Below are 23,412 nucleotides of genomic sequence, written 5' to 3'. Positions count from 1 at the left end.
TCATATTGAAAGGCTGCCCCCGTCATCATGATGAAGCTAATCATCGCCTATAGTAATCCAATCAAAAAAACCGCGATGCAGATATCAAGCATCGCGATATTTGCGATTTTGGCGTGTGAAGCCAACACTATCTCTAATCCCTATAAAAGGAAAAAACCATGAAAAAATCCCTGGAAAAACCGATGTTTGGCCTGGTTGCCGCACTCGTGGCCGCCGTCGCAGCTCCGGTGCATGCCAATATCATCATCTCCGAAGTGGCGCCGTATGCCAGTGGCAATACTGTATATGCAGCGGACTGGTTCGAGCTCACCAATACCGGATCATCCGCAGTGAATATCACTGGCTGGAAAGTGGATGACAACTCCAACTCGTTTGCTTCCAGCTTAGCCTTGCGCGGCGTAAGCAGCATTGCAGCCGGTCAATCGGTCATTTTCCTTGAAAGCAATGCCAGCGGCACCAATGATTCTTCAATCAATTCAGGCTTCAAGAGCGCCTGGTTTGGCACAAATATCCCCGCGGGACTGGTCATCGGCAACTATGGCGGCTCGGGTATCGGTTTGAGCACCAGTGGCGATGCGGTGAATATCTACAATAGCGGTGGAAGCCTGATCACCAACATAAGCTTCGACGCGTCCACCACCGGAAAATCTTTTGACAATACCGCGGGACTGGTGGGGAACGTTACACAATTAAGCGCGGTGGGTATCAATGGCGCATTCAACGCATTCAACGGGACGGAAATAGGTTCGCCGGGCTTGGTCAGCGCCGTTCCGGAACCGGAAAGCTTTGCGCTGATGCTGGCCGGACTCGGGCTGATCGGCGCCGTTGCCCGCAAGCGTCAACATTGATAAAAGGATGCGCTCATCATGAAACTTAGACATCTGATTGCCGCTATCATGACCGCGGCAGCCTGCGCCTCCGCGCATGCGGGGTCCTCAATCAATCTCGGCAGCTACCAGTTGACCGGCAGCCACAGTCTTGACGCATTGGGCGGCATGGGGCTCGAAGCCTCGGCCGTGACCTATGCCCGTGACCGCGGATCGCTGTTTTTCGTCGGTGACGAGGGGCAAGGCGTCGTCGAGGTTTCGCTCACAGGCGTGACGCAGGGCAAAATGATCTTCAGCAACTGGCCATCGACCACGACCCATCATGATGCGGAAGGTCTCACCTACCTCGGCAACGGTGTGCTGGTGGTGGGCGAGGAGCGCCTGCAGGACGCCTTCCGGTTTACCTATGTGGCCAATGGCAGCGTCGCGCTGGCAAGTGCCCCATGGGCCTCGGTTTCCGACTATCCTTATAACAACACGGGACTTGAGGGCATCAGCTATGACCCGCGTGACGGCAGCTTTGTTTCCGTCAAGCAGGCCAGCCCGATGGAAGTGCGCGCCGGCACGCTGAGCTTCGCCGCTGGCGGCGGCAGCTCGACGATGACGCCGTTGTTCAATGCCAGCCTCCTGGGCCTGGCCAGCCTGTCGGACGTGCAGACGCTGTCGCCCATCGACGGTTTGGCCGGCACCGCCGCGGCTGACAATCTGCTGATCCTGAGCCTCGATTCGCGCAAGCTGGTGGAAACGGATCGCAGCGGCAACGTGTTGAGCTCCTTCGATTTGTCGGTCGTAACCACCCAGGCGATCGAGGGTGTGACGGTCGACCAATTCGGCCATATCTATCTGGTGGCTGAGGACACGGGCACACCCAACTCCATGTTGTTCGTGCTGTCGCCGGTACCGGAACCTGAAACCTATGCCATGCTGCTGGCGGGTCTCGGCCTGGTGGGCTTTATGAGGCGACGCCGCAAGACTGCTAAGTAGCGCCTGATCCTGAGCCACAGAGGGCGGATGTCCCTTTGTGGCTTTCTGGTTTTTGGCGCCTACGATCTCCTTACTAGGGCCTATTAACACTTATTTCGCACCCGCGACGGCGACGGATTTCATCCAGAACGAGGCATGAGCTGCGCGGCGGAGCAGGCCTCCGTAAGCGGCGAGTAACGAAGGGCTGGATGAAATCCGTCCCGTCCCTTCGGGTTGCGCACAAAAAACGCGGATGCCGCGTTGCAAAGCTTGACCATAGGCCCACTATGGTCTGCGCTTCGCGCCTTGCCTCCGCGTTTTTTGTGTAGCAACGCGGGTGCGAAATAAGTGTTAACAGGCCCTAGGCCGAAGCATCAGGGGAAATTTCAATATCTGGGAATCCTGTCAGCGGATTTATGGTTATCAACGCCCAGACGTATTCTCGATTTGCGTCTGGTTGATTTCTGCTCAGTTTCGCTCAAGACCTGAGGAGGTCCGTCATCGACTTGCAATATTCCAATTATTAAGGCTGGACTTGTCTAACTTACTAAAACACAATATAAATTTGACAATCTGAGAGGCTTTCAGTACATTCATTTGGTCTAGCGGAGAAGGCCATTTATTTTTCCTGGACCATTTTCTTGATTTTTGAAATTGGGTACTTTAAAACTATCGTTGATCTAAATATGGCAGTGACAGTAACTTCTTTATGGAGAGAGAATTATGGGACGATATAGCCGGATTGCAACAGCAGCTTCTCTATTTTTACTTCCCATGTCCGTTTTTGCCGCTGGATATGGCGCCGCGGGTTGTGGACTAGGGTCAGAGCTCATGGGATCAAAACCAGGTTCATCGCAGGTTTTTGCCGCAACAACCAATGGAACATTAGGAAACCAAACTTTCGGAATTACATCCGGAACTTTAAATTGCGGTGACCATGGATTAATAAAAAAGAGTAAAGAACGAGAGGTATTTGCGCAGGAGAATTACACGAGTCTGGTTAAAGAGATGGCGCAAGGTAAAGGGGAAAACTTATATACTCTGGCCAGCTTGTATCAGTGTCCCGCAGGGAACCATCAAGAATTTGGCGCGATGGTTCAGGCTAAATTTGATAGCTTGGTAGCGAGTGATCAAACAACTTCAACTGAACTGCTGAGTCAGCTTGAAAATCAATTAACCCGTCATCCCACACTTGCAAGTTCGTGTAACATCAAGCAAGCCGCCGCAAATTAAGAAATGACAGACGGGTATAGGGTAACCTATACCCGTTTCGTCTCTATATCGTTGCCACTTCTATAACTTCGCTGTGCGGTATATCTGTTTTGTCGTCGGGTTACTTTTAAGTTTTTGCTTAACTCCTGTAACCGCCCATTCCAAACAGCAAGACGTCGTCAACTATTTGGCTGAACTGCAACAGCAAGCCAAGCAAAGAAAACTCGCCCATGAGCGCGTTTGGCACCTGCTTTTAAAGTACGACACGCGACTTTTAGGTGGCATGATTAGCGAAGCCGATGGTATGGAGTTCTTTAATTCCCCCCAGGGCAAAACTGATCCTGAAGCAGAACTTGCAGCGACTCTTGCCAGCTTCTTTGTTCCGGCAGCCGGGGTCTCGGAAGGCAAGGAGCATCCACAGTGTAACTTTCCCGCCCGATTCAAATGGTTAAATCAGCAATTAGCATTCGACTCCCGGCTGGAAATACAAGCATGTGATCGACTCGACCGCTGGATGAGAGCTTTAGATCCGGCCGGGGTGACATTAGTATTTGCATCGTATTTCATGAACAATCCGGCATCCATGTTTGGTCATACCCTCATACGGATTGATAGCCGGAGAATGGGTAGCGGCAATAATTTAATGAACTATGGTGCAAATTATGCCGCGGTTCCAGATACTGAAAATGCGTTTTTATATGCGGTAAAAGGTTTGATAGGGTCATTCGAAGGCCGCTTCAAAATTTTCCCTTATTACACTAAGGTGCAGGAATACAACAATTGGGAAAGCCGGGATCTCTGGGAATATGAGCTCAAGTTTACCGATGACCAGTTGAACATGATGCTTCTGCACTTATGGGAATTAGGTGGGACATATTTTGATTATTATTATTTCCAGGAAAACTGCTCTTACCATGTGCTTTCCCTGCTGGAGATTGCCAATCCGAATCTGCGGCTGAAAGACTCGTTTTTCTTTAGTGTGATCCCGGCCGATACGGTAAAAGTCGTGATGGCACAAGAAGATCTGGTAAAAAAAGTCGTATACCGGCCTGCGGTGCTCACCCTGATGAATGAAAAGCGCCTTAAGATGGTCAAGGCCGAGAAGACGATATTACAAAAGCTGATTAAAGGAGAAGTCTCCCCGGAAAGTACCACCTTTGGAAGCCTCTCCACTCGATCACAAGCACTCGTGTTGAATGCTTATATGGACTATTTGCAATATCAAAGCATGCAGGAGAAGAGCGACAAAGAAATCAAGATACCGCGTTCAGTTTTGCTGGCTAGAAGCCGCCTGCAAAATACCGGCGATGAAAATGGTGAAATCACGCGCTTTTCCAGCCGGCCCGATCTCGGTCACGGTACAGATCGATTTCGTTTAGGGATGGGACACAATGCGCATGAGCCTTTCGTGGAATTAGCCTATCGCCCGGCCTACCACGATTTAATGGCTAAAGATGTGGGGTATGATAAAAACTCGGAAATTATCTTCATGGATTTCAATTTCCGTTATTACGTGGAATCCGAGCGAATAAGACTAGACCGGGCAAAAATTCTCTCTATAACGTCGATGAATCCCTATGACCCCTTGTTCCCCAAAACTTCCTGGCGTCTAGACCTGGAGATCGATACGCTTAGAGACCGCAACTGTAACTATTGTAATTCCGTCAAAGGCACTTATGGGAGGGGTGTTTCCTATCGGCCAGATTCTCTCTCGTCCCTGTTGTTATTTTCCTTTGTTGATGTAAAAACGGAGTTTTCCGATCATTTGAAACAAAATTATCGTTTGGGTGGCGATATCGAAGTGGGCACGTACTACGACATAACTAAAAATTTGAGAATCAAACTTGCGGGCAGTTATCAGGTTTTTTTTCTGGGTGATAGCAAGCGGTTTTTTACTTCTCAATTTATAACCCGCTATTCAGTATCACAGGATCTTGACCTGCGAGTGGAATTGAATCGCTATGATCATAACAATGAAGGAGTTTTCTCCATCAATTATTTCTTTTAGCCCGGATACGTCACTCTTTCACAAAATTTCCCTACAAAACAAAATCCTGCGCAATCAGATTCAACTTGCCCTTGATGTTTTCCAGTCCGCGTAAATGCATATCACTCCTGGGGGTCACATCTCAGATCAGCCTGTCGCTGGCGAATCTTTTCGAGTTCCAGAATTGACTGCGGCGTCCGGAGTACGTCCGCCAAAGCTTGAAACAGCGGCAAGGCCTCTCTTAACCATTCGCAAGCGCGAGCGGCCTCTCTGGACTCAACCGCAACATCCGCCAAGTGCCATAAGGATACGGCAACGTCGCGCCGCGCCTCGGGCGTGCCGAGTTGCGCGGCCAGTTGGCGGCAGATCGCGAGCGATTCGCGATACAGGGCCTCGGCCTCCTGCCAGTCGCCCTGGGCCTGCGCGACCGCCCCCACGTTGTAGAGTGCCACCGACACGTCGCGCCGCGCCTCGGGCGTACCGAGTTGCGCGGTCAGTTGGCGGCAGATCGCGAGCGATTCGCGATACAGGGCCTCGGCCTCCTGCCAGTCGCCCTGGGTCTGCGCGACCGCCCCCACGTTGTTCAGCGCCACCGACACGTCGCGCCGCGCCTCGGGCGTACCGAGTTGCGCGGCCAGTTGGCGGCGGATCGCGAGCGATTCGCGATACAGGGCCTCGGCCTCCTGCCAGTCGCTCTGGGCTTCCGCGACCGTACCCACGTTGTTCAGCGCCACCGACACGTCGCGCCGCGCCTCGGGCGTACCGAGTTGCGTGGCCAGTTCGTGGCTGATCGCCAGTGATTCGCGATACAGGGCCTCGGCCTTCTGCCAGTCGCTCTGGGCTTCCGCGACCGTACCCACGTTGTTCAGCGCCACCGACACGTCGCGCCGCGCCTCGGGCGTGCCGAGTTGCGCGGCCAGTTGGCGGCAGATCGCGAGCGATTCGCGATACAGGGCCTTGGCCTCCTGCCAGTCACCCTGGGTCTGCGCAACCGCCCCCATGTTGTTCAGCGCCACCGACACGTCGCGCCGTGCCTCGGGCGTGCCGAGTTGCGCGGCCAGTTCGCGGCGGATCGCGAGCGATTCGCGATACAGGGCCTCGGCCTCCTGCCAGTCACCCTGGGTCTGCGCAACCGCCCCCACCTTGTAGAGCGCCACCGACACGTCGCGCCGCGCCTCGGGCGTGCCGAGTTGCGCGGTCAGTTCGCGGCTGATCGCCAGTAATTCGCGATACAGGGCCTCGGCCTCCTTCCAGTCGCCCTGGGTCTGCGCAACCGCCCCCACCTTGTAGAGCGCCACCGACACGTCGCGCCGCGCCTCGGGCGTGCCGAGTTGCGCGGCCAGTTGGCGGCAGATCGCGAGCGATTCACGATACAGGGCCTCGGCCTCCTTCCAGTCGCCCTGGGTCTGCGCAACCGCCCCCACCTTGTAGAGCGCCACCGACACGTCGCGCCGTGCCTCGGGCGTGCCGAGTTGCGTGGCCAGTTCGCGGCTGATCGCGAGCGATTCGCGATACAGGGTCTCGGCCTCCTGCCAGTCGCCCTGGGCCCGCGCGACCGTACCCACCTTGTTCAGCGCCACCGACACGTCGCGCCGCGCTTCGGGCGTGCCGAGCTGCGCGGCCAGTTTGTGGCGGATCGCGAGCGATTCGCGATACAGGGGCTCGGCCTCCTGCCAGTCGCCCTGGGTCTGCGCGACCGCTCCCACGTTGTTCAGCGCCACCGACACGTCGCGCCGTGCCTCGGGCGTGCCGAGTTGCGCGGCCAGTTCGCGGCAGATCGCGAGCGATTCGCGATACAGGGTTTCGGCCTCCTGCCACTCGCCTTGGGCCCGCGCGACCGTACCCACCTTGTTCAGCGCCACCGACACGTCGCGCCGTGCCTCGGGCGTGCCGAGTTGCGCGGCCAGTTCGCGGCAGATCGCCAGTAATTCGCGATACAGGACCTTGGCCTCCTGCCAGTCACCCTGGGTCTGCGCGACCGCCCCCACGTTGTTCAGCGCCACTGACACGTCGCGCCGTGCCTCGGGCGTGCCGAGTTGCGCGGCCAGTTCGCGGCGGATCGCGAGCGATTCGCGATACAGGGCCTCGGCCTCCTGCCAGTCGCCCTGGGTCTGCGCAACCGCCCCCACATTGTAGAGCGCCACCGACACGTCGCGCCGTGCCTCGGGCGTGCTGAGTTGCGTGGCCAGTTCGCGGCTGATCGCGAGCGATTCGCGATACAGGGTCTCGGCCTCCTTCCAGTCGCCCTGGGCCCGCGCAACCGCCCCCACATTGTAGAGCGCCACCGACACGTCGCGCCGCGCCTCGGGCGTGTCGAATTGCGCGGCCAGTTCGCGGCTGATCGCCAGTAATTCGCGATACAGGGCCTCGGCCTCCTGCCAGTCGCCCTGGGCCCGCGCGACCGCCCCCACCTTGTTCAGCGCCACCGACACGTCGCGCCGCGCCTCGGGCGTGCCGAGCTGCACGGCCAGTTCGCGGCAGATCGCCAGTAATTCACGATACAGGGCTTCGGCCTCCTGCCACTCGCCCTGGGCCTGCGCGACCGCCCCCACGTTGTAGAGCGCCACCGACACGTCGCGCCGCGCCTCGGGCGTGCCGAGTTGCGCGGCCAGTTCGCGCGCGCGGACGAGCATGTCCTGTGCGAGCGTACTCGCCGCACCGGGGCCATGCCAGACTGCCACCGCATCGCGAGCCGCATCCATCTCATGGAGCCCGAAATCGCTAGCCGTCCAGCGTGTGCCTAAACCTGCCTCGAAACGCTGCGCGAATTCGGCGGCGCGAGCGTAGTCGCGCCCCTGCTGCGCATTCAACGCCTGCGGGATCATTCGCAACAAGCTCTGCCCGGCATAGCGCCGTCTCGACGCCTCGGGGTGATCCTCGGCCAGCCCGACAAGGACTCCCAGCGCGGCAGTCTGCTCCAGGCGCGACAGGGCTTCCCAACGCTCGGCGTCGTCGATGATGGCGATCGCCGCCGTCAACAGCACTTCCCTCACCGCGGCGGGCTCGCCCACGTGGGTGCTGAGCAGTGCGCTGGCCGCTTCGCGGTAGGTACGTTGCACGAAACTCGCCACCCCCTCGTCGACACCCATCACCAACCGGTGCGGGTCTTGTGCAGCGAGGAGCCCCCCGACTACATCACTCAAGTCCAGCGCTTGCGCCGCGGTGGCTGTCAGCGCACATAGAAATTCGATCCCTTGGACTGACGACAAACCGACGGCCTGGCGTACGGGCTCTGGCGTGGCGTCGCTTTCCAGCCGCTCGAGGATCAAATCGGCAAGCTTGGTGGCGCGTCCGTCGATCTCATTCCGGGCATGCGGCGTAAGGCCACCGGCGTCCCGATCTCGCCAAGCAGGGGAGCGGCGCACAAGATCGACGAGTTCAATCAGCACCTGTGGGTTGCCGTCAGACTTGGCCAACAACAACGCGACATCGGCGGAGGGAAGGTTCGACAATCCCGATCGCACTAGGCCGGCAAGGGCCGGTTCCTTGGGCAAGTCGATCAGCGCGCCCTGGCGCGCGGAGACGGCCGACTCACCGAACGCCGCAGCACAATTGACCTGCCCATGCTGGTCGAGCCCCCTGTGCCACTCGACACCCCAGTGTGTGAGTACCAGCAACAGCGGCCAGCCAGCCAGGTTCGCACGCACCCATAAATCGGTGAGCAAACGCAGAACGCCTTCGTCGCCGCCCTGGCGCGCGAACTGTGCGTCGTCGCAGAATATGATGATGGGTAGTGGCGCGAGATCCGGACCAGGTGCCAGCAATGCCGCGAGATCATCCAAGGTATGCCGGTGGATGTCGTCGCTCCGCTTGCTGTCGACGCGCGCAAGGTCGATACTCTGTTGTTCGTCCTTCAGGCGGTTTTCCTCCCGGAGAGCCTCGGCGGCTTTCTTGCCTTTATCGGCGTATTGCAGGAACAATTCGAAAACGCTGGCGGCGATACCGACACCGGGAATAGCCTTGACGATTAAAGCGAGTGTCGACTTTCCAAGCTCGGTTGCTGCGTCCACACCCGCGCTTTTTAGCCGCTCGCGCGCCGCGGCCAGCCGGCGGGCAAAAAACACCGGCACCAAATGCGGGTCGAGCGTGGCGCGATGCGCCGCCATGTCGCTGCGATTGGCGTTGCGCGCTGTTGGGTCGGACAGGCGAAACCCCCACCATAGGAACGGCATCGGCCGTTCCGGGAGCTTGAAGCTCCGATAGTGTGTCTGCACGGACGGGTCACTCAACTCCGGCGCCACGAGCAAATTATTGCCCTTGAACAGCGATGCGTCGGGCCAATAGTTTGGCTGGTCGTACTGGGTGGTGAGTACCTGGTAAAGCTCCTGCACGAGCCGGGTCTTTCCCATGCCGCGGTCGCCCAGAACCACCGCAATACGAGGCCCGTGCCCCGCCCGCACCTCGTTGAACTTGTCCACGAGCATGGACAGCTCCTGCTCGCGGCCGCAAAAGACGTCTCTCCAGTCACTGGTCTCTGTCATTTTCAGCCTCCAAGGTCATCCCTTACCGGTGAAGTGTGTCATCGCACCCGCCTGCAACATCAGTCAATAACATTGGCCATTAAGTTCTGAAGTACGGCCTGAGAATATCCGAATACATGAGATCTTGGCAACCTGGTTGACGGGGGGCAATATTTTGGTTAAATTCTGTAATGGAGAACAATTGTTCTCGATCGTGGAAAGTCATATGACCCCGAATTTAGTTGCACAAAATTTCTGTTTCTCGTATTCGCAAAGCCGCGACAGAGGTGCATTTGAACGATTTAGTGGAACTGGACCGGGCAAGTGATGTTGTCCGGGCAGAGCCGGGCGATGTGAGTCGCTTGATATCCGCGCTCAAGCGGCGCCACGGGCAACGCATCACGGGCGAACTGCTGATTCCCGAGCGCGCTGCGTGCTATGCCCCATTTCCAGCCGGGCTGGATGCACGCATTGCGGAAGGGTTGATGCAGCGCGGCATCACTCAACTCTACAGCCATCAACGCGAAGCATGGGACCGTATCACCCGGGGCGAGCACGCTGTCATCGTTACGCCTACGGCCTCCGGCAAGACGCTTTGCTATAACCTGCCGGTGATCCAGGCGGCGATGCAAGAGCGCTCAAAGGCGCTTTACCTTTTTCCTACCAAAGCCCTGGCGCAGGATCAGGTCACGGAGCTGCTGGAGCTCAATCAGGCGGGCAATCTGGGCGTGCGGGCTTATACGTTTGATGGGGATACGCCGGGGGATGCGCGTAAAGCCGTGCGGACGCATGGGGATATTGTCATCTCCAATCCCGACATGCTGCATCAGGGTATCCTGCCGCATCACACCAAGTGGGCGCAGTTCTTCGAGAACCTGAAATTCGTGGTCATCGACGAGATGCATACTTATCGCGGCATATTCGGCTCGCATGTTGCCAATGTCATTCGCCGCCTGAACCGCATCTGCGGGTTTTATGGGGTGAAGCCTGTCTATATCTTTTGCTCGGCAACGATTGCGAATCCCGGCCAGTTGGCGAGCGGATTGCTGGGCGCACCGGTGGCGGTGATAGACCAGTCGGGCGCGCCGTCGGGCGAGAAGCATTTGCTGTTCTGGAATCCGCCCATGATCAACCCGGATCTGGGGTTGCGCTCGTCCGCCCGGTCCCAGACCACCCGGATCACCCGCAGTGCCATCAAGGCCGGGCTCAAGACCATTGTATTCGCCAATACCCGTTTGATGGTGGAGGTGTTGACCAAGTACCTGAAGGATGTGTTTGACAATGACCCGCGGCAGGCACCGCGCATCGCCGCTTATCGCGGCGGCTATCTGCCCACGGAGCGTCGCGGTACCGCGACGCGGTTGCGTGGCGGGCAGCTGGATTGCGTGGTGGCGACGAATGCGCTGGAGCTGGGGGTGGATATCGGCGGGCTGGACGTATGCCTGCTCAATGGGTTTCCGGGCACCATTGCCGGCACGTGGCAGCGATTGGGCCGGGCAGGGCGGCGCAACCGGCCTGCGCTGGGGGTATTGATTGCCACCAGCGATCCGCTGGATCAATACATCATCCGCAACCCCGAATTCTTTACTTCCGCGTCGCCCGAACACGGCTGCATCGACCCCGACCAGTTGCTGATCCTGATGGATCATATTCGCTGTGCCGCGTTTGAACTGCCGTTTCAGGATAACGAGCGCTTTGGCAAGGAGCCACTGGCCGAGATGCTGAGTTACCTTGAGGCGCAGGGCGTGCTGCACCATGAAGGGCAGCGGTGGCACTGGATGGCGGACAGCTACCCCGCCAACGGCATCAGTCTGCGCTCGGTGGCGGACGGCAATTTTGTGGTGGTGGATGTGACGGATGGGAAACAGGACGTGATTGCCGAAGTCGATTATTCCACCGCAGCGTTGACGCTGTACGAAGGCGCGATCTATCTGATCCAGGCAAATCCATGGCAAGTCGAGAAGCTGGACTGGGAAGGGCGCAAGGCCTTTGTAACGAAGACGCGCGCCGACTATTACACCGACGCGATAGACTTTACCCGGCTCAAGATCCTGGACTGCTTTGAAGAGGACAAGCAATCAAATGGCCTGTGCGGACGTGGTGAAGTGCATCTGGTGCGTCGTGTCGCGGGCTACAAGAAGATACGCTACTACAGCCATGAGAATGTGGGTTACGGCAAGGTCAATCTCCCGGACCATGAGATGCACACCACCGCGGTATGGTGGCAGGTCAGCCCCGATGCGTTGGAGGCTGCCTTTCCCGCGCGCTGGCAGGCGCTGGATGGCTTTCTCGGCGCGGCCTACGCGCTGCATCACGTGGCGGCGTTGTGGACGCTATCGGAACGGCATGATCTGGGCAGGGCGGTGGGCGATGGCGAAGGTATCTGGTTTGCCAGCGTCGGCCAGAACGGGCAGGGTAATCCCCAAACCATTTCCGGTGAGACGGTCGAGATCGATGACCAGCAATTCGTTCCCACGGTATTCCTGTACGATAACTACGCTGGCGGTATCGGGCTTTCCGCACCGTTATTCGATCTGCGTCATGAAATCGTTGCGCGCACCATCGCACTGGTACAGGACTGCGGTTGCCAGTCCGGTTGCCCATCGTGTGTGGGTCCGATTCTCGCCTCCGACGAGAGCCGGGGCTATGCGCCCAAGCAGGCCGTACTGACCGTTCTGGACCTGCTTTCGCCAAACGGCCAGACCCATACATTGGATATGGAGGCATTATGACACTGGCTGAGCGTTTGGCCTTGCTCAAGAACAATGGGACTGGTAATGAGGTAGGCCCGGAATTGGGGCAGCCTCGGGTTTCATCAAATATAGCCTCCATTCCCCTGGATGTTCGCCTGAGGCGCTTATCCGGCAGTAGTGGGGGTGGCGGCGATTTCCGCACCAGGGCTAGCCGGACAAAACACGGCGATGCCGAGGTTGCCAAACACCTGCGCGGGGAGGTGATTGCGCCCGGACTGATCCAGATTGATCAGACCATTCCCCTTGCCAGCCGGCATGGCAAGATTGTGTTTTCAGCCCTGGCTGATATCCCGCTCGCGGCGCTGGGCCTGCCTCATGATGCGCCGCTGGATGGGTTACTGTTCCTCGATACCGAGACCACCGGTCTTGCGGGTGGCACCGGCACGTTGCCTTTTATGGTGTGCCTGGCGCGAATTCAGGGGGATTGCCTGCAACTCGGGCAATGGATATTGACCGGGTTTGCGGGGGAGGCGGCTTTGCTGGAAACCATCTTCGGCTGGATCGAACCTGCCGCTCACTTGGTGTCCTACAATGGCAAGAGTTTCGATGTGCCGTTACTGGCTACCCGTTACCGGCTGGCACGGCAAGCCGATCCCTTTACCGATAAAGGTCATGTTGATCTGCTCCATCTCACGCGCCGCGCCTACGGGCATGGCTGGGAGGATTGCCGCCTGCAGACGGCGGAGCAACGATTGCTCGGATTCATCCGTGAGAATGATTTTCCCAGTCATCTTATTCCCCAAGCGTGGACGGATTTTGTGCGGGGTGGCCGGGTGGAACCGTTGCACGCCATCGCCGAGCACAATCAGCGCGACGTCTTGTCGCTGGCGGCATTGCTGGCGATGTTGGCCCAAGCTTACACCGAGCCTGGCCATGAAGCGGTCAATGCGCTTAAAGTCGCTCAGATCCATGCGGGCCGGGGCGATATCCAGTATGCCATCGATCATCTTACCGGCGCCTGGGGTGGATTGGATGAGGCGGCACTTTTATTTCTGGCCAAGCTGCATCGGCATCAGCGGCAGGATGAGCAGGCCATCGCCATCTGGATACACCTTGGGGAAAACAAGTGCGTTCGGGGGATCGAAGCGCTGGCAAAATACCATGAGCATGTCACGCACGAACTGGAGGCCGCCCTGGCGCTTGCCGAGGAATTGCTGCGGCTGGAACCCGCAATGGATATTCACATCAGGCGTCAAGCCCGCTTATGCCAGCGGCTCGTGAAATTCAATCCTCGGAAGAAGAAAGGGAAGAGACAAATAGGCTTATGATGCAACGGCCGGTTCGGCAGAGCTATCCTTGATTATCTTGAGATAACTGCGGAGCTGCCGCGGGGGCGCCATCCGGCGTTGCTTCAGGGGCCTGAGCGGGCGACTGTGGGACGGGTTGGAGTGCTACCTGCTGCCCAAAACCTTTTCCGGGCCAGAATCACAGTTGGAGATCAGGTCGCGGATCGGCGCTTATCAGATATAGGCATTTCACGGCCCAAAGCGGATTAAGAGGTTTGGGGCGTAATGGAACGTAAAACCTGGTTAAGCCACCTTAGTACCCTTGATAACATATTGTATGAAGTATTTCTATATTCTTCTTATTGATAAAATATTTCATCAATAATAGAATAGTATCTCATCAATAATAAAATAGAAGAATGAACTCATCCGATTTTCGCCGGTTTCCTATCGTGGTTGGTATGCCGGGCTCAAGATTCATGAGTGATGCGAGTATTACAACGAGGTACGTCCCCACCCTCCCTTGGAGTGAGCGGCACCAGCAGAATTCGCCCGTGATGCGAGGGAAAGCCCTTTCCCAACAAGCCTACAGAGCAGGTGTTTTTATATTTTAGACCGGTGCTGATTTTAGGCGGATCAACAATAAATACTATCAAGGAAGATTTTAATCGCAGGAGAGAATCATTATGTCAGGAAAAAAATATCAAGCTGGTGTCAAAGATTATCGTGAGAGTTATTGGGAGCCGAATTATATTCCGCTCGACACAGACTTGTTGGCCTGTTTTAAGATTGTGGCTCAGGATGGAGTGCCTCGTGAAGAGGCTGCTGCCGCAGTCGCGGCGGAATCCTCTACAGGTACCTGGACCACTGTGTGGACTGATTTGCTCACAGACATGGATTACTATAAGGGCCGTGCTTACCGGATTGAACCAGTTCCGGGTGATAACACGGCATACTACGCGTTTGTTGCTTACCCTATTGATTTATTCGAAGAGGGTTCGGTCGTCAATGTGCTGACCTCATTGGTCGGCAATGTATTTGGTTTTAAAGCCATACGTAGCTTGCGACTGGAAGATCTCCGGTTTCCCATCGCTTATGTTAAGACCTGTGGCGGACCGCCAAATGGCATACAGGTGGAACGGGATCGTATGAATAAATACGGCCGTGCTTTTCTAGGCTGTACCATCAAACCCAAACTTGGCTTGTCGGCAAAGAACTATGGCATGGCGGTTTATGAGTGTCTGCGCGGTGGTCTTGACTTTACCAAGGATGATGAAAATATTAATAGTCAGCCGTTCATGCGCTGGCGTCATCGCTTTGAATTTGTAATGGACGCGGTGTTGAAGGCCCAGGCTGAAACCGGCGAGCGTAAAGGGCATTATCTGAATGTAACTGCGGCAACGCCGGAAGAGATGTATAAGCGAGCTGAGTTTGCAAAAGAACTGGGCGCGCCGATCATCATGCACGATTATTTAACCGGCGGAATCTGTGCCAATACGGGTTTGGCTAACTGGTGCCGTGATAATGGCATGTTATTACACATTCACCGTGCCATGCATGCGGTACTCGATCGCAACCGCTATCATGGAATCCATTTCAGAGTATTAACTAAATGTCTAAGGCTGTCGGGTGGGGATCATCTGCACTCTGGCACTGTAGTCGGTAAACTGGAAGGTGACAGGGCTGCAACCCTTGGTTGGATTGATACCATGCGTGAATCATATATTCCAGAGAATCGTGAACGTGGTCTTTTCTTTGATCAGGACTGGGGTTCTATGCCCGGTGTAATGCCGGTTGCCTCGGGTGGTATCCATGTTTGGCATATTCCCGCTTTGGTCAATATATTTGGTGATGACTCTTGCTTACAGTTTGGAGGAGGCACACTTGGTCATCCATGGGGCAATGCTGCGGGCGCCACTGCAAATCGTGTGGCCCTTGAGGCGTGCACTGATGCGCGTAATCAGGGGCGTCAGGTAGAGCGTGAAGGTAAAGAAGTGCTGACTGAAGCTGCACAGTACTCACCTGAGCTAAAAATTGCCCTGGAAACATGGAAAGAGATCAAGTTCGAATTCGATACTGTAGACAAGCTTGATGTGGGTTAATAGTAAACATTTATTACGCTGTTTAAAACTGAAGTCATGAGGTATAGCTATGGATGCAATCAAACCGTATAAAGCAACTGAGCGGAAAGGAGAAACATTCTCTTATCTCCCGCCGTTAACACCTGAAAAAATCCGTAAGCATGTCGCTTACATCATTGCTCAGGGTTGGAATCCAGCTATTGAACATACTGAGCCAGAAAAAGCATTCTTGCATTTTTGGTATCTTTGGAAGCTGCCATTTTTTGGCGAAAAATCAGTTGAAACAATAATGGCGGAACTAGAGGCATGCCGTCGGGATAATCCGGGCCATGTTGTACGTTTGAGCGGATTTGACAACTTTACACAATGCCGCGGTACGGCATTTATCGTTTATCGCGGCGGGCGTTAATTTCTCATAATATTGCACGTTACTATATCTTTTTGATTTTTTCTGGTAAAAGTATTGGTTGTTACCCAGATTAAATTTAAGCATTAATGAGTGAAATTATGTCAAACTCTAGCGCTTTATTGGACTTTCAAACCGGACGAAATGCGTCGCGCATGCGACGTAGTCAATTGGTAAATGGAAAAGCAGGGTTGCCGCCTGCGAAAGAACGTGTGCGTGCGGATCAAGAGACGATTACGCGGCCTGCCGGCTTATTTCCGTCAGAAGCGGTTCCATCGAACGTTTTTCCAGCACAATTAAGCGCTACTACAATAAAGAACACTGGTCAGGCACCAATGACGGGTCGTGATGCGTCGCGTGCCCGTCGTGCTGAATTAGTTCAGGGTAAAAAAGGAATACTGAAACATAAAGCCTCTGTGACGACAATGGATCCAGGCTCTGTTTATTTACCCGCGGTAAATGTTAATACGATGCCGGGCATGGGCGCGGGCCGATTGGCAGCACAGGCTGTCCGTAACGAGCGTATAAATAGTGGGCAGGCTAGAGATGTTGCTGCACGCCCAAGCGGACGTTTGCGTAATGCCAATCCAATTCAGTATCCACCGAAGGTAACGGAAAGTAAGAGCTATGCCGGTCACAAGGTTACCGGAGTTCGAATTGGCTGTGGAGAGAATGTTACGGGTGATGAACGTGGAGCTGCTCTCCAGGTAACTGGCATTCAGTATATTGGAACAGAGGCGGGTTACAATCCTCGCGAGGGGGGCATTAAGGTTGGTGCAAGTAAAACAGTGGCCGGACAAATTGTAACCGGATCACAGGTGCGCAGTAAAATAAGCATTACCGGGGATGAATCCAATCCTGCTTTACAGATTACCGGAGAATGTGACCAGGAACTCGTTGATGACCTGTTACCACGCCGGGAACAGGGAAGTTATGCACCGATGCAGTTTCAAAGCCAGAATGATCCGCATGGACGCTCTGTATTTGGCGCCAACCTGGGACGCTCTGTCAAATCAATCGGTTCTCGCAATCGCAGTATTGTATATAGTAATGAGGAATCGGCGGGCGGCCGTCCGATTACAGGGACCGCGGTGGGTCGCAGCGAACTGACAACTGGCGATGAAAGCGGGTCCTGTCGCGATGTTACAGGTAATCAATATCTGATGCCGGCAGCCAAACAGCCATTATGTGAAACGAATGGGCGCGATTTGCCCAAAAAAGTTGGTATAAGCCATACATTGCAGGGAGCTCGCACAACAGGAACGCAAGTCGGACAGCGAATACGCCAGCGTGGAAATATTACGGGCACGGAAGAAAAAGGTATTTGCCAAAATATTTCTGGCACTGAATATTCCGGTGCCGAGCAATATACTTGTCATTGTGGAACGTCACCCGCCCAAGCTGGCAATGGAAATGTATCCCATGCTATAACGTGGGAGGGGCAGCGCGTAACCGGTGTAGATATCGAGCATAACGAGAAGGTAACGGGTGATGAGCAAGGCGTATGTGGTGCCATTACTGGTACGCCTTATGCGGGACCAAATCAGTATCAGGCTTTTTGTTCTGCGGAGAATGAGGATAAAGCTGGGCGTCGGATTTCATCGCAAATGGCATCAGGTAATCATGTTAGCGGTGATCTCCCCCTCAATGTGGATCAGGTGTCAGGTACGCAACGCGGTAGTGAGCATGAAATTACAGGTACGCGATATTATGTTGCCAATCCTGGGAAGGATGTCGACACGGATTTAATGGAGCGTATTAAGCAAATAAACGATAGTTTTAGTATTCGCTCCCCTCAGCGTGAAAGTCAGGTACGTACCGGTATAGATGCCGTCAATGCGCCAACTGCGGGAAGCCGCATCACCGGCACGTTTTCTGCCGGAGTAGGTAAGATTACCGGCAATCAGGAATTTAATTTTAATCCGCGACCTAAAGTTGAAGCCAGTGCCGACAAATCACGTATAACGGGTGAAGGCCGCATCGAGGGTAGAACGATTACAGGTAGTGCCTGGATATCGAAAGATAATGTTACTGGTACTGAGGGCTATATTGCTGCTGAACGTAATCCCAGCCAGCGTAGTGGTGATTTACATGCGTGGGCGGGTGCAAGAAAGTTTAAAGCTAAGGCTACCCATCCCGAGCCTACGCATCACGTTACAGGAATGGTGGGTTGGTCACCCGCAGCTTCCGCTCCCATTACTGTGTCTGGCGGAGGACGGGGTTAATATATTATGGTCGTCAACAAGATAATCAAGTCATTTTTATCGATATAATGAAAATCTGCCAAGTAGAAAAAACATTAGTAGCTACTTCACGAATTGGGCAGCTGGGTACCCGTCGTCTGCTGGTAGTTAGGGAGAGAGAGAGTTCTAGCAGGCAGGTCGCCGTTGATCCGGTCGGCTGTAAGGAAGGTGATTGGGTGATAATCGTTGGGAGTTCTGCTGCCCGATCCGCAGCAGGCAGCAATGACTATCCCAGTGATTTCACTATTGTTGGCATTATCGATTACTGGGAAGATGAATCAAAGGGTGTAAAGAAGCAGGCTAAATGAATATACAGCGTGTTGTACGAAACTTGGTTACAACCAAACGTCATTTTTGGTTAACTACTCAATCGTTGCGTGTAGTGGAGAACGCTTCAGGTAAGTTGGAGGTTGCACTCGATCCTATTGGCTGCAAGCCGGGAGATTTTGTCATCACTGTGGAAGGAACGGCTGCAAGGCTGGCCACTGATAATCCTAAGATCACCACCGATCTGACTATCGGGGGAATTATCGATCATTGGTCTGAGGACGATTGGTGAAATAGAAAATGGAGTACCCCGCAACACCCCGGGACTTTTAATCAGCAGCAAGTGACTTAACGATTTTAAATTAACAGTAAGAGAACAAAAAATGGCAAAAGAAAAAATGGGAATAGCGTTAGGAATGATAGAAACACGTGGCTTAGTTCCTGCAATTGAGGCAGCTGATGCCATGACCAAGGCTTCGGAGGTTCGTCTCATTGGCCGGCAATTTGTTGGAGGTGGCTATGTCACTGTTTTAGTTCGCGGCGAGACGGGTGCTGTCAATGCAGCAGTTCGTGCCGGTGCTGACGCTTGTGAACGCGTGGGTGACGGTTTAGCTGCCGCACATATTATTGCGCGTCCACACTCTGAAGTTGAACAGATACTTTAAGCTTCATTTGCTTTGGTGCGATTAAATTTTATCAGGAGTTAAAAATGGCAAGCGAAAAAATGGGAATAGCTTTAGGAATGATAGAAACACGTGGCATGGTTCCAGCAATCGAGGCGGCTGATGCCATGACCAAGGCTGCAGAGGTTCGTCTCATTGGCCGGCAATTTGTTGGAGGTGGCTATGTCACTGTTTTAGTTCGCGGTGAGACGGGTGCTGTCAACGCAGCAGTTCGTGCCGGTGCTGATGCGTGTGAACGCGTGGGTGACGGTTTAGCTGCTGCCCACATTATTGCGCGTCCGCATACGGAAGTTGAACAAATACTTTAAGCTTCATTTGCATTTGAATACTAGGAATTTTATCAGGAGTTAATACATGGAAAACGAAAGGATGGGCATAGCGTTAGGAATGATTGAAACACGTGGCTTAGTTCCAGCGATTGAGGCAGCTGATGCCATGACCAAGGCTTCAGAGGTTCGTCTCATTGGCCGGCAGTTTGTTGGAGGCGGCTATGTCACTGTTTTAGTTCGCGGCGAGACGGGTGCTGTCAACGCAGCAGTTCGTGCCGGTGCTGATGCGTGTGAACGTGTGGGTGACGGTCTAGCTGCCGCACATATTATTGCGCGCCCACACTCTGAAGTTGAACAGATTCTACCGGCTAAATCATCGGACGTAACGAGGCCCGAACAGTTGTAATTGGTGGAGGCGGTAGTGATATTCACTAAAACCAAAGTGATGTGCCTTGTTGATGTTACTGTGTTTGATGCGCTGGCAATAAAATGTGTCAGGGGAAACTAAGAGTTCTTTTTTCGTAAAAAAGAATGGACGGGAAGAGATGATTTTCGGATAAAAAATCATTGGATTCTCGGGACAGGGGGATAGAGGCATGGAGTTGACCCATTCTCGTGGACGGTTACGGACTTGATTCCCAAGCGCTCATTGCTGTTAGCTGGGGCTTCTTACACTCGACATCAGATTCAGAAATAGAGGTCGGCGATATCCTTTCGAAATTAACAGGTGACAGGTATCCCAGCGTGCTATGACGTCGCCTGGGGTTGTACCAGCCTTCGATCCAGGTAAATACCGCCAGGCGGGCTACGGGTTTTGAAGGTCTTGTGGTCAATGAGTTCGCACTCAAGGCTGGTGAAGAAACTCTCCGCCATGAGATTATCAAACGCATCGCCCACCATTCCCATGGAAGACAGCACAGCCATCTGGCGGTAGTGATTGCCGAAGGCCATGCTGGTGTATTGGCTCCCTTGGTCGCTATGATGAATAACTTGTTAGGGGTGGCGTTGTTGCAAAGCCATATTCAGTGCAGTCAGCACCAAGCCAGTGCTCATCTGCTCACCAATAGACTGAATCGCTCCTGGAAACGGGGCAATTCAAACTCCAAAGGGCTTCCCCTGGGAACGGTCGGCGATGCGTTTGAAAACGCTATGGCTTAGAGTCTCTTCATCAGCTTCGAGTACGAACTGATCGTAAGATCTTCAAAACCCGTACCAAACCCGCCCCGGTTTACTAACGCCAAAAACTATCTCTCGGAGTCATCTTGGACGCCATGCGGATCGGTTGCAGCATTATTCCAATGCGGTTCCATCCAAGTTTCTGATAGTATTATACATATTGTATTTTTGAGGAATCAGGAGATAGTGATGGATGAAAACGCAGAACAGCTCTGGATTTGCAAAGACCACCCGCCCAGCCTATTCAGACGATTCCAATTTGATGGTTATAACAGTCTTCGTATCTTTCTCGATCGTCTGGCTGACTTATCTAAAGAAACAGAATATTATCCGGATATTAGTTTTGGGTTAAACTATGCAAATATCACTGTATACGCTAGTAATGAGAAAGTACTAAGTGAAGACGATAAAGCATTTGCACAACGAGTAGATGAGCTAATTGATCCCACCTAGGTTAAGCATATTGGATATAGGAGTAACTGTAGTTGCAAACAAAAACGGAGGAATTGGTAAGACAACCTGGCACTGAATATCGCTGTTGATTGAAGCGTCCGGGAAGTTGAGTTGTAGCTGATGCAAACCCGCCGGATGTCACTCGACTTCATGAGCGACAATCTCTACTAGCAGTCTGTCGGACTTGAAGAATCGAAGCGAAAATGCGACTGGGTGAGGCTAGATTCTGACGATTTTGAAGGCCAATAGTTGTTCTATTGGTCGAAAAAGCGGCGAAATATAGACCAGCCAGACGCTTTTGCAGCCGATTTCCTTTAAGTCCGACAGGCTGCTAGGGGCTTCGCTTCCGCACCTCGGACTTGCTGAATGGGGGGCTGCGGGGCATAGCATAGCCCATGGAAATTCGATACGCGGCTTGCGCTACGCGCTGTGCAAGGATGCCCGGCAAACGCAATCAAAATGCTTTCTTCGAGTTGCTGCAATCGATCCTACCGGACCGAGGTACTTATTGATTGGTGGTTCGCCTCGGTTATGTCTGACATGAATCTGGCCTGACTGAAATGTGAGTGAAAAAGGAAGATTATTGATATGAGTGGCAATCTTATAAAGCTTTCAAGAAATACGGAAAATGCACCAAGGAGTTGTGTATCTACACAAACCGTAGCTTTTTCTCATTACAACCATATTTCAGCTCAATTAGGTATCGATCCAAAATCTGGGGAAATAGTAGCTGGTGGTGTAAAAGCGCAGGCAAAGCAATGCTTGGCAAATATTAAAGCAATTGTAGAAAGCGTCGACCACGTTATGGACGATGTGGTTAAAATCACTATATTCCTTAAGAATATCCTGGATATTGACGCTTTAGATGCGGTTTATGCAACATTCTTCCAAAGCTATCTTCCTGCAAGGACGACAGTCGCAGTTGCAGCTTTACCTATGGGTGATGCTTTGGTTCAAATTGACGCAGTTATTTCAAACGGAGAAGGTACACCTTCGCCAGAGTCTCGCCGCGATCCTACCTATGACAGCATCCCTCAGGCACGAAATTTTATGCGTGAGATGGCATTCCACAGTCAGGCACGGAATTTTATGCGTGATCAGATGAGAACGGGTGAGCAAGTTTTTTTCCATCAGTCGATTGGTGAACAGACCGGAGAAGCTGCAAGAGACACGGAAAATGAGCCGGGAAAAGTTGCAAGAAATACTGAGCATGCACCTAAAAGTCCTGCATCTACTCAAACTGTGGCTTTTTCTCATTACAATAACATTTCAGCTCAATTACCCATCGATCCTAAATCTGGCAAATTGGTAGCGGGTGATGTAAAAAAACAGGCTGGACAATGCCTAAAAAATATCAAGGCCATTTTAGAAAATATCAACGTTCCTTTCGACGATATTGTTAAAACCACTATATTCCTTAAAAACCTCTCGGATATTGAAGCCGTAAACAAAGTCTATACAACATTTTTCCCGGACTCGGCTATCGCCAGGGCGGAAGGATACTTTCCTGCACGGACAGTGGTTGCAGCTTCAGGTTTACCCATGCATGCTTTAGTGCAAATTGAAGCAGTCGTGTCACACGGAGACGGCACGCCCCCGCAAGCTGTTGAGGACAGACATAGAATCGTCATAGAAGCAAACAATACGGAAAATGCACCACAAAGTTCTCTAGCTACTCAAACGGTAGCTTTTTCTCATTACAATCATATTTCGGCTCAATTAGGTATCGATCCCAGATCCGGCAAAATGGTAGCCGGCGGGGTAAAAGAGCAGGCTGGACAGTGCTTAAAGAATATCGAGGCGATCCTGGAAAGTATCGATCACGGTATGGATGATATAGTTAAAGTAAATATCGCCCTTAAAAATATCGCGGATAGCGGTGCTGTAGACGAAGTTTACACAACATTCTTCAGAAGCGATCTTCCTGCAAGAACAACAGTTGGCGTGTCAACTCTCCCCATGGATGCATTGGTACAAATTGATGCCATTGTTTCTAATGGTGAAGGCACAGCGCCAGGGTTGTCATAATAATGCCCGGAACTCGGGCAGATAATTCCAAAAGCTATACCAAAGTCCACATATTAACTCACGGGTTTATGGAAAAATTAGCTGAACCCTGTTGATTTGGAAATCTTCTGAAGAACAAATACTCGGTATGTGCCTGCCCTGGCTAAATGTAGGTAGAACAATGGTTTGTTAACTCAATGGTCAGGATGTAGTAACCCCCAATTGAACCGGACACGGACGCACTGATAATAGGAGATAGGCGTATGCCTGATACTATGCATAGTGCTTCTGGTGTTGAACGCATTGAAGTAATGACTGGGATCGAGCGCCACAGGCGCTGGAGATGCGCAGTGACGATGCGGTGGTATCTGCGGCCGAGGTACGGAAGTTGAAAAAGCG

17 protein-coding genes and 1 pseudogene are annotated in these 23,412 nt (G+C 53.4%); 16 read left to right on the top strand and 2 right to left on the bottom strand.

The genetic code is table 11. The annotated features are described in order from the left end of the window. Nucleotides 1-158 precede the first annotated feature (158 nt). The 4 genes from BLR00_RS10670 to BLR00_RS10655 all read left to right on the top strand — a co-directional run bounded on the left by BLR00_RS10670 (nucleotide 159) and on the right by BLR00_RS10655 (nucleotide 5,010). Nucleotides 159-848 carry a lamin tail domain-containing protein gene (locus tag BLR00_RS10670; protein WP_107797575.1) on the top strand — a complete coding sequence of 230 codons (690 nt, stop codon included), beginning with the start codon at nucleotides 159-161 and terminating at the stop codon, nucleotides 846-848. Nucleotides 849-866: 18 nt separating this feature from the next. Beyond that, nucleotides 867-1,811: an SdiA-regulated domain-containing protein gene (locus tag BLR00_RS10665; RefSeq protein ID WP_074632389.1), complete on the top strand. Its 945-nt coding sequence runs from the start codon at nucleotides 867-869 to the stop codon at nucleotides 1,809-1,811. Nucleotides 1,812-2,513: 702 nt separating this feature from the next. Then, a complete protein-coding gene (locus tag BLR00_RS10660) occupies nucleotides 2,514-3,023 on the top strand; it encodes a DUF3015 family protein (RefSeq protein WP_074632386.1) in 510 nt (169 codons plus the stop codon). 166 nt (nucleotides 3,024-3,189) lie between these two features. Continuing rightward, a complete protein-coding gene (locus tag BLR00_RS10655) occupies nucleotides 3,190-5,010 on the top strand; it encodes an Lnb N-terminal periplasmic domain-containing protein (protein WP_256324116.1) in 1,821 nt (606 codons plus the stop codon). 101 nt (nucleotides 5,011-5,111) lie between these two features. Here BLR00_RS10655 and BLR00_RS10650 read toward each other — a convergent pair whose 3' ends face one another. After that, the gene (locus BLR00_RS10650) at nucleotides 5,112-9,470 is read right to left on the bottom strand and encodes a tetratricopeptide repeat protein (RefSeq protein ID WP_081346724.1); all 4,359 of its coding nucleotides are present in this window, start codon (nucleotides 9,468-9,470) and stop codon (nucleotides 5,112-5,114) included. A 272-nt stretch (nucleotides 9,471-9,742) separates the two neighbouring features. Between BLR00_RS10650 and BLR00_RS10645 the strand changes: the two genes are divergently transcribed. The 10 genes from BLR00_RS10645 to BLR00_RS10600 all read left to right on the top strand — a co-directional run bounded on the left by BLR00_RS10645 (nucleotide 9,743) and on the right by BLR00_RS10600 (nucleotide 19,783). Continuing rightward, nucleotides 9,743-12,181, top strand: a complete 2,439-nt coding sequence (locus BLR00_RS10645; RefSeq protein WP_107797591.1) for a DEAD/DEAH box helicase — start codon at nucleotides 9,743-9,745, stop codon at nucleotides 12,179-12,181. After that, nucleotides 12,178-13,470, top strand: coding sequence for a ribonuclease H-like domain-containing protein (locus BLR00_RS10640; RefSeq protein ID WP_074632381.1), 1,293 nt, complete (start codon nucleotides 12,178-12,180; stop codon nucleotides 13,468-13,470). Before BLR00_RS10645 ends, BLR00_RS10640 begins: the two co-directional genes overlap by 4 nt. A gap of 644 nt (nucleotides 13,471-14,114) precedes the next feature. Continuing rightward, nucleotides 14,115-15,530 (top strand): form I ribulose bisphosphate carboxylase large subunit, encoded by a 1,416-nt coding sequence (locus BLR00_RS10635; protein WP_074632378.1) that lies wholly within the window; start codon nucleotides 14,115-14,117, stop codon nucleotides 15,528-15,530. Between the two features lie 49 nt (nucleotides 15,531-15,579). Continuing rightward, on the top strand, nucleotides 15,580-15,918 hold the full coding sequence (locus BLR00_RS10630; RefSeq protein WP_074632375.1) for a ribulose bisphosphate carboxylase small subunit: 339 nt from the start codon (nucleotides 15,580-15,582) through the stop codon (nucleotides 15,916-15,918). A 98-nt stretch (nucleotides 15,919-16,016) separates the two neighbouring features. Then, nucleotides 16,017-18,140, top strand: a complete 2,124-nt coding sequence (locus BLR00_RS10625) for an alpha-carboxysome scaffolding protein CsoS2 (protein ID WP_176759969.1) — start codon at nucleotides 16,017-16,019, stop codon at nucleotides 18,138-18,140. Nucleotides 18,141-18,187: 47 nt separating this feature from the next. Then, nucleotides 18,188-18,466, top strand: a complete 279-nt coding sequence (locus BLR00_RS10620; protein ID WP_074632370.1) for an alpha-carboxysome shell vertex protein CsoS4 — start codon at nucleotides 18,188-18,190, stop codon at nucleotides 18,464-18,466. Then, nucleotides 18,463-18,717: a carboxysome peptide B gene (locus BLR00_RS10615; RefSeq protein WP_074632368.1), complete on the top strand. Its 255-nt coding sequence runs from the start codon at nucleotides 18,463-18,465 to the stop codon at nucleotides 18,715-18,717. Before BLR00_RS10620 ends, BLR00_RS10615 begins: the two co-directional genes overlap by 4 nt. Before the next feature lie 91 nt (nucleotides 18,718-18,808). Beyond that, nucleotides 18,809-19,090 carry an alpha-carboxysome major shell protein CsoS1 gene (locus BLR00_RS10610; protein ID WP_074632365.1) on the top strand — a complete coding sequence of 94 codons (282 nt, stop codon included), beginning with the start codon at nucleotides 18,809-18,811 and terminating at the stop codon, nucleotides 19,088-19,090. Between the two features lie 44 nt (nucleotides 19,091-19,134). Then, a complete protein-coding gene (locus tag BLR00_RS10605; protein WP_074632362.1) occupies nucleotides 19,135-19,416 on the top strand; it encodes an alpha-carboxysome major shell protein CsoS1 in 282 nt (93 codons plus the stop codon). A 46-nt stretch (nucleotides 19,417-19,462) separates the two neighbouring features. Further along, nucleotides 19,463-19,783 (top strand): alpha-carboxysome major shell protein CsoS1, encoded by a 321-nt coding sequence (locus BLR00_RS10600; protein ID WP_074632359.1) that lies wholly within the window; start codon nucleotides 19,463-19,465, stop codon nucleotides 19,781-19,783. Between the two features lie 217 nt (nucleotides 19,784-20,000). On the opposite strand, the pseudogene BLR00_RS17035 reads toward BLR00_RS10600, so the two are convergent. Beyond that, nucleotides 20,001-20,445: pseudogene (locus BLR00_RS17035) on the bottom strand (IS3 family transposase); the annotation flags it as partial. A 297-nt stretch (nucleotides 20,446-20,742) separates the two neighbouring features. Between BLR00_RS17035 and BLR00_RS10590 the strand changes: the two are divergent. Next, entirely contained in the window at nucleotides 20,743-21,006 is a 264-nt protein-coding gene (locus BLR00_RS10590) for a 4a-hydroxytetrahydrobiopterin dehydratase (protein ID WP_074632354.1), read from the top strand. A 588-nt stretch (nucleotides 21,007-21,594) separates the two neighbouring features. Next, complete coding sequence (locus BLR00_RS10580) at nucleotides 21,595-23,034, top strand: Rid family hydrolase (RefSeq protein WP_218124327.1); 1,440 nt, start codon at nucleotides 21,595-21,597, stop codon at nucleotides 23,032-23,034. Nucleotides 23,035-23,412: the final 378 nt, after the last annotated feature.

It is taken from the genome of Nitrosospira multiformis, from assembly GCF_900103165.1.
In the GTDB taxonomy this organism is placed as follows: domain Bacteria; phylum Pseudomonadota; class Gammaproteobacteria; order Burkholderiales; family Nitrosomonadaceae; genus Nitrosospira; species Nitrosospira multiformis_D.
Note: the sequence above shows the minus strand (reverse complement) of the source record. Positions and strands in the feature narration are given on the sequence as shown.

Excerpts from the sequence above, each read along its gene's own strand:
- BLR00_RS10590 (WP_074632354.1), top strand. The coding sequence starts at position 20,743 with ATGGATGAAAACGCAGAACAGCTCTGGATTTGCAAAGACCACCCGCCC.
- BLR00_RS10580 (WP_218124327.1), top strand. The coding sequence starts at position 21,595 with ATGAGTGGCAATCTTATAAAGCTTTCAAGAAATACGGAAAATGCACCA.
- BLR00_RS10635 (WP_074632378.1), top strand. The coding sequence starts at position 14,115 with ATGTCAGGAAAAAAATATCAAGCTGGTGTCAAAGATTATCGTGAGAGT.
- BLR00_RS10605 (WP_074632362.1), top strand. The coding sequence starts at position 19,135 with ATGGCAAGCGAAAAAATGGGAATAGCTTTAGGAATGATAGAAACACGT.
- BLR00_RS10640 (WP_074632381.1), top strand. The coding sequence starts at position 12,178 with ATGACACTGGCTGAGCGTTTGGCCTTGCTCAAGAACAATGGGACTGGT.
- BLR00_RS10600 (WP_074632359.1), top strand. The coding sequence starts at position 19,463 with ATGGAAAACGAAAGGATGGGCATAGCGTTAGGAATGATTGAAACACGT.
- BLR00_RS10650 (WP_081346724.1), bottom strand. The coding sequence starts at position 9,470 with ATGACAGAGACCAGTGACTGGAGAGACGTCTTTTGCGGCCGCGAGCAG.
- BLR00_RS10610 (WP_074632365.1), top strand. The coding sequence starts at position 18,809 with ATGGCAAAAGAAAAAATGGGAATAGCGTTAGGAATGATAGAAACACGT.
- BLR00_RS10620 (WP_074632370.1), top strand. The coding sequence starts at position 18,188 with ATGAAAATCTGCCAAGTAGAAAAAACATTAGTAGCTACTTCACGAATT.
- BLR00_RS10660 (WP_074632386.1), top strand. The coding sequence starts at position 2,514 with ATGGGACGATATAGCCGGATTGCAACAGCAGCTTCTCTATTTTTACTT.
- BLR00_RS10670 (WP_107797575.1), top strand. The coding sequence starts at position 159 with ATGAAAAAATCCCTGGAAAAACCGATGTTTGGCCTGGTTGCCGCACTC.
- BLR00_RS10625 (WP_176759969.1), top strand. The coding sequence starts at position 16,017 with ATGTCAAACTCTAGCGCTTTATTGGACTTTCAAACCGGACGAAATGCG.
- BLR00_RS10615 (WP_074632368.1), top strand. The coding sequence starts at position 18,463 with ATGAATATACAGCGTGTTGTACGAAACTTGGTTACAACCAAACGTCAT.
- BLR00_RS10665 (WP_074632389.1), top strand. The coding sequence starts at position 867 with ATGAAACTTAGACATCTGATTGCCGCTATCATGACCGCGGCAGCCTGC.
- BLR00_RS10630 (WP_074632375.1), top strand. The coding sequence starts at position 15,580 with ATGGATGCAATCAAACCGTATAAAGCAACTGAGCGGAAAGGAGAAACA.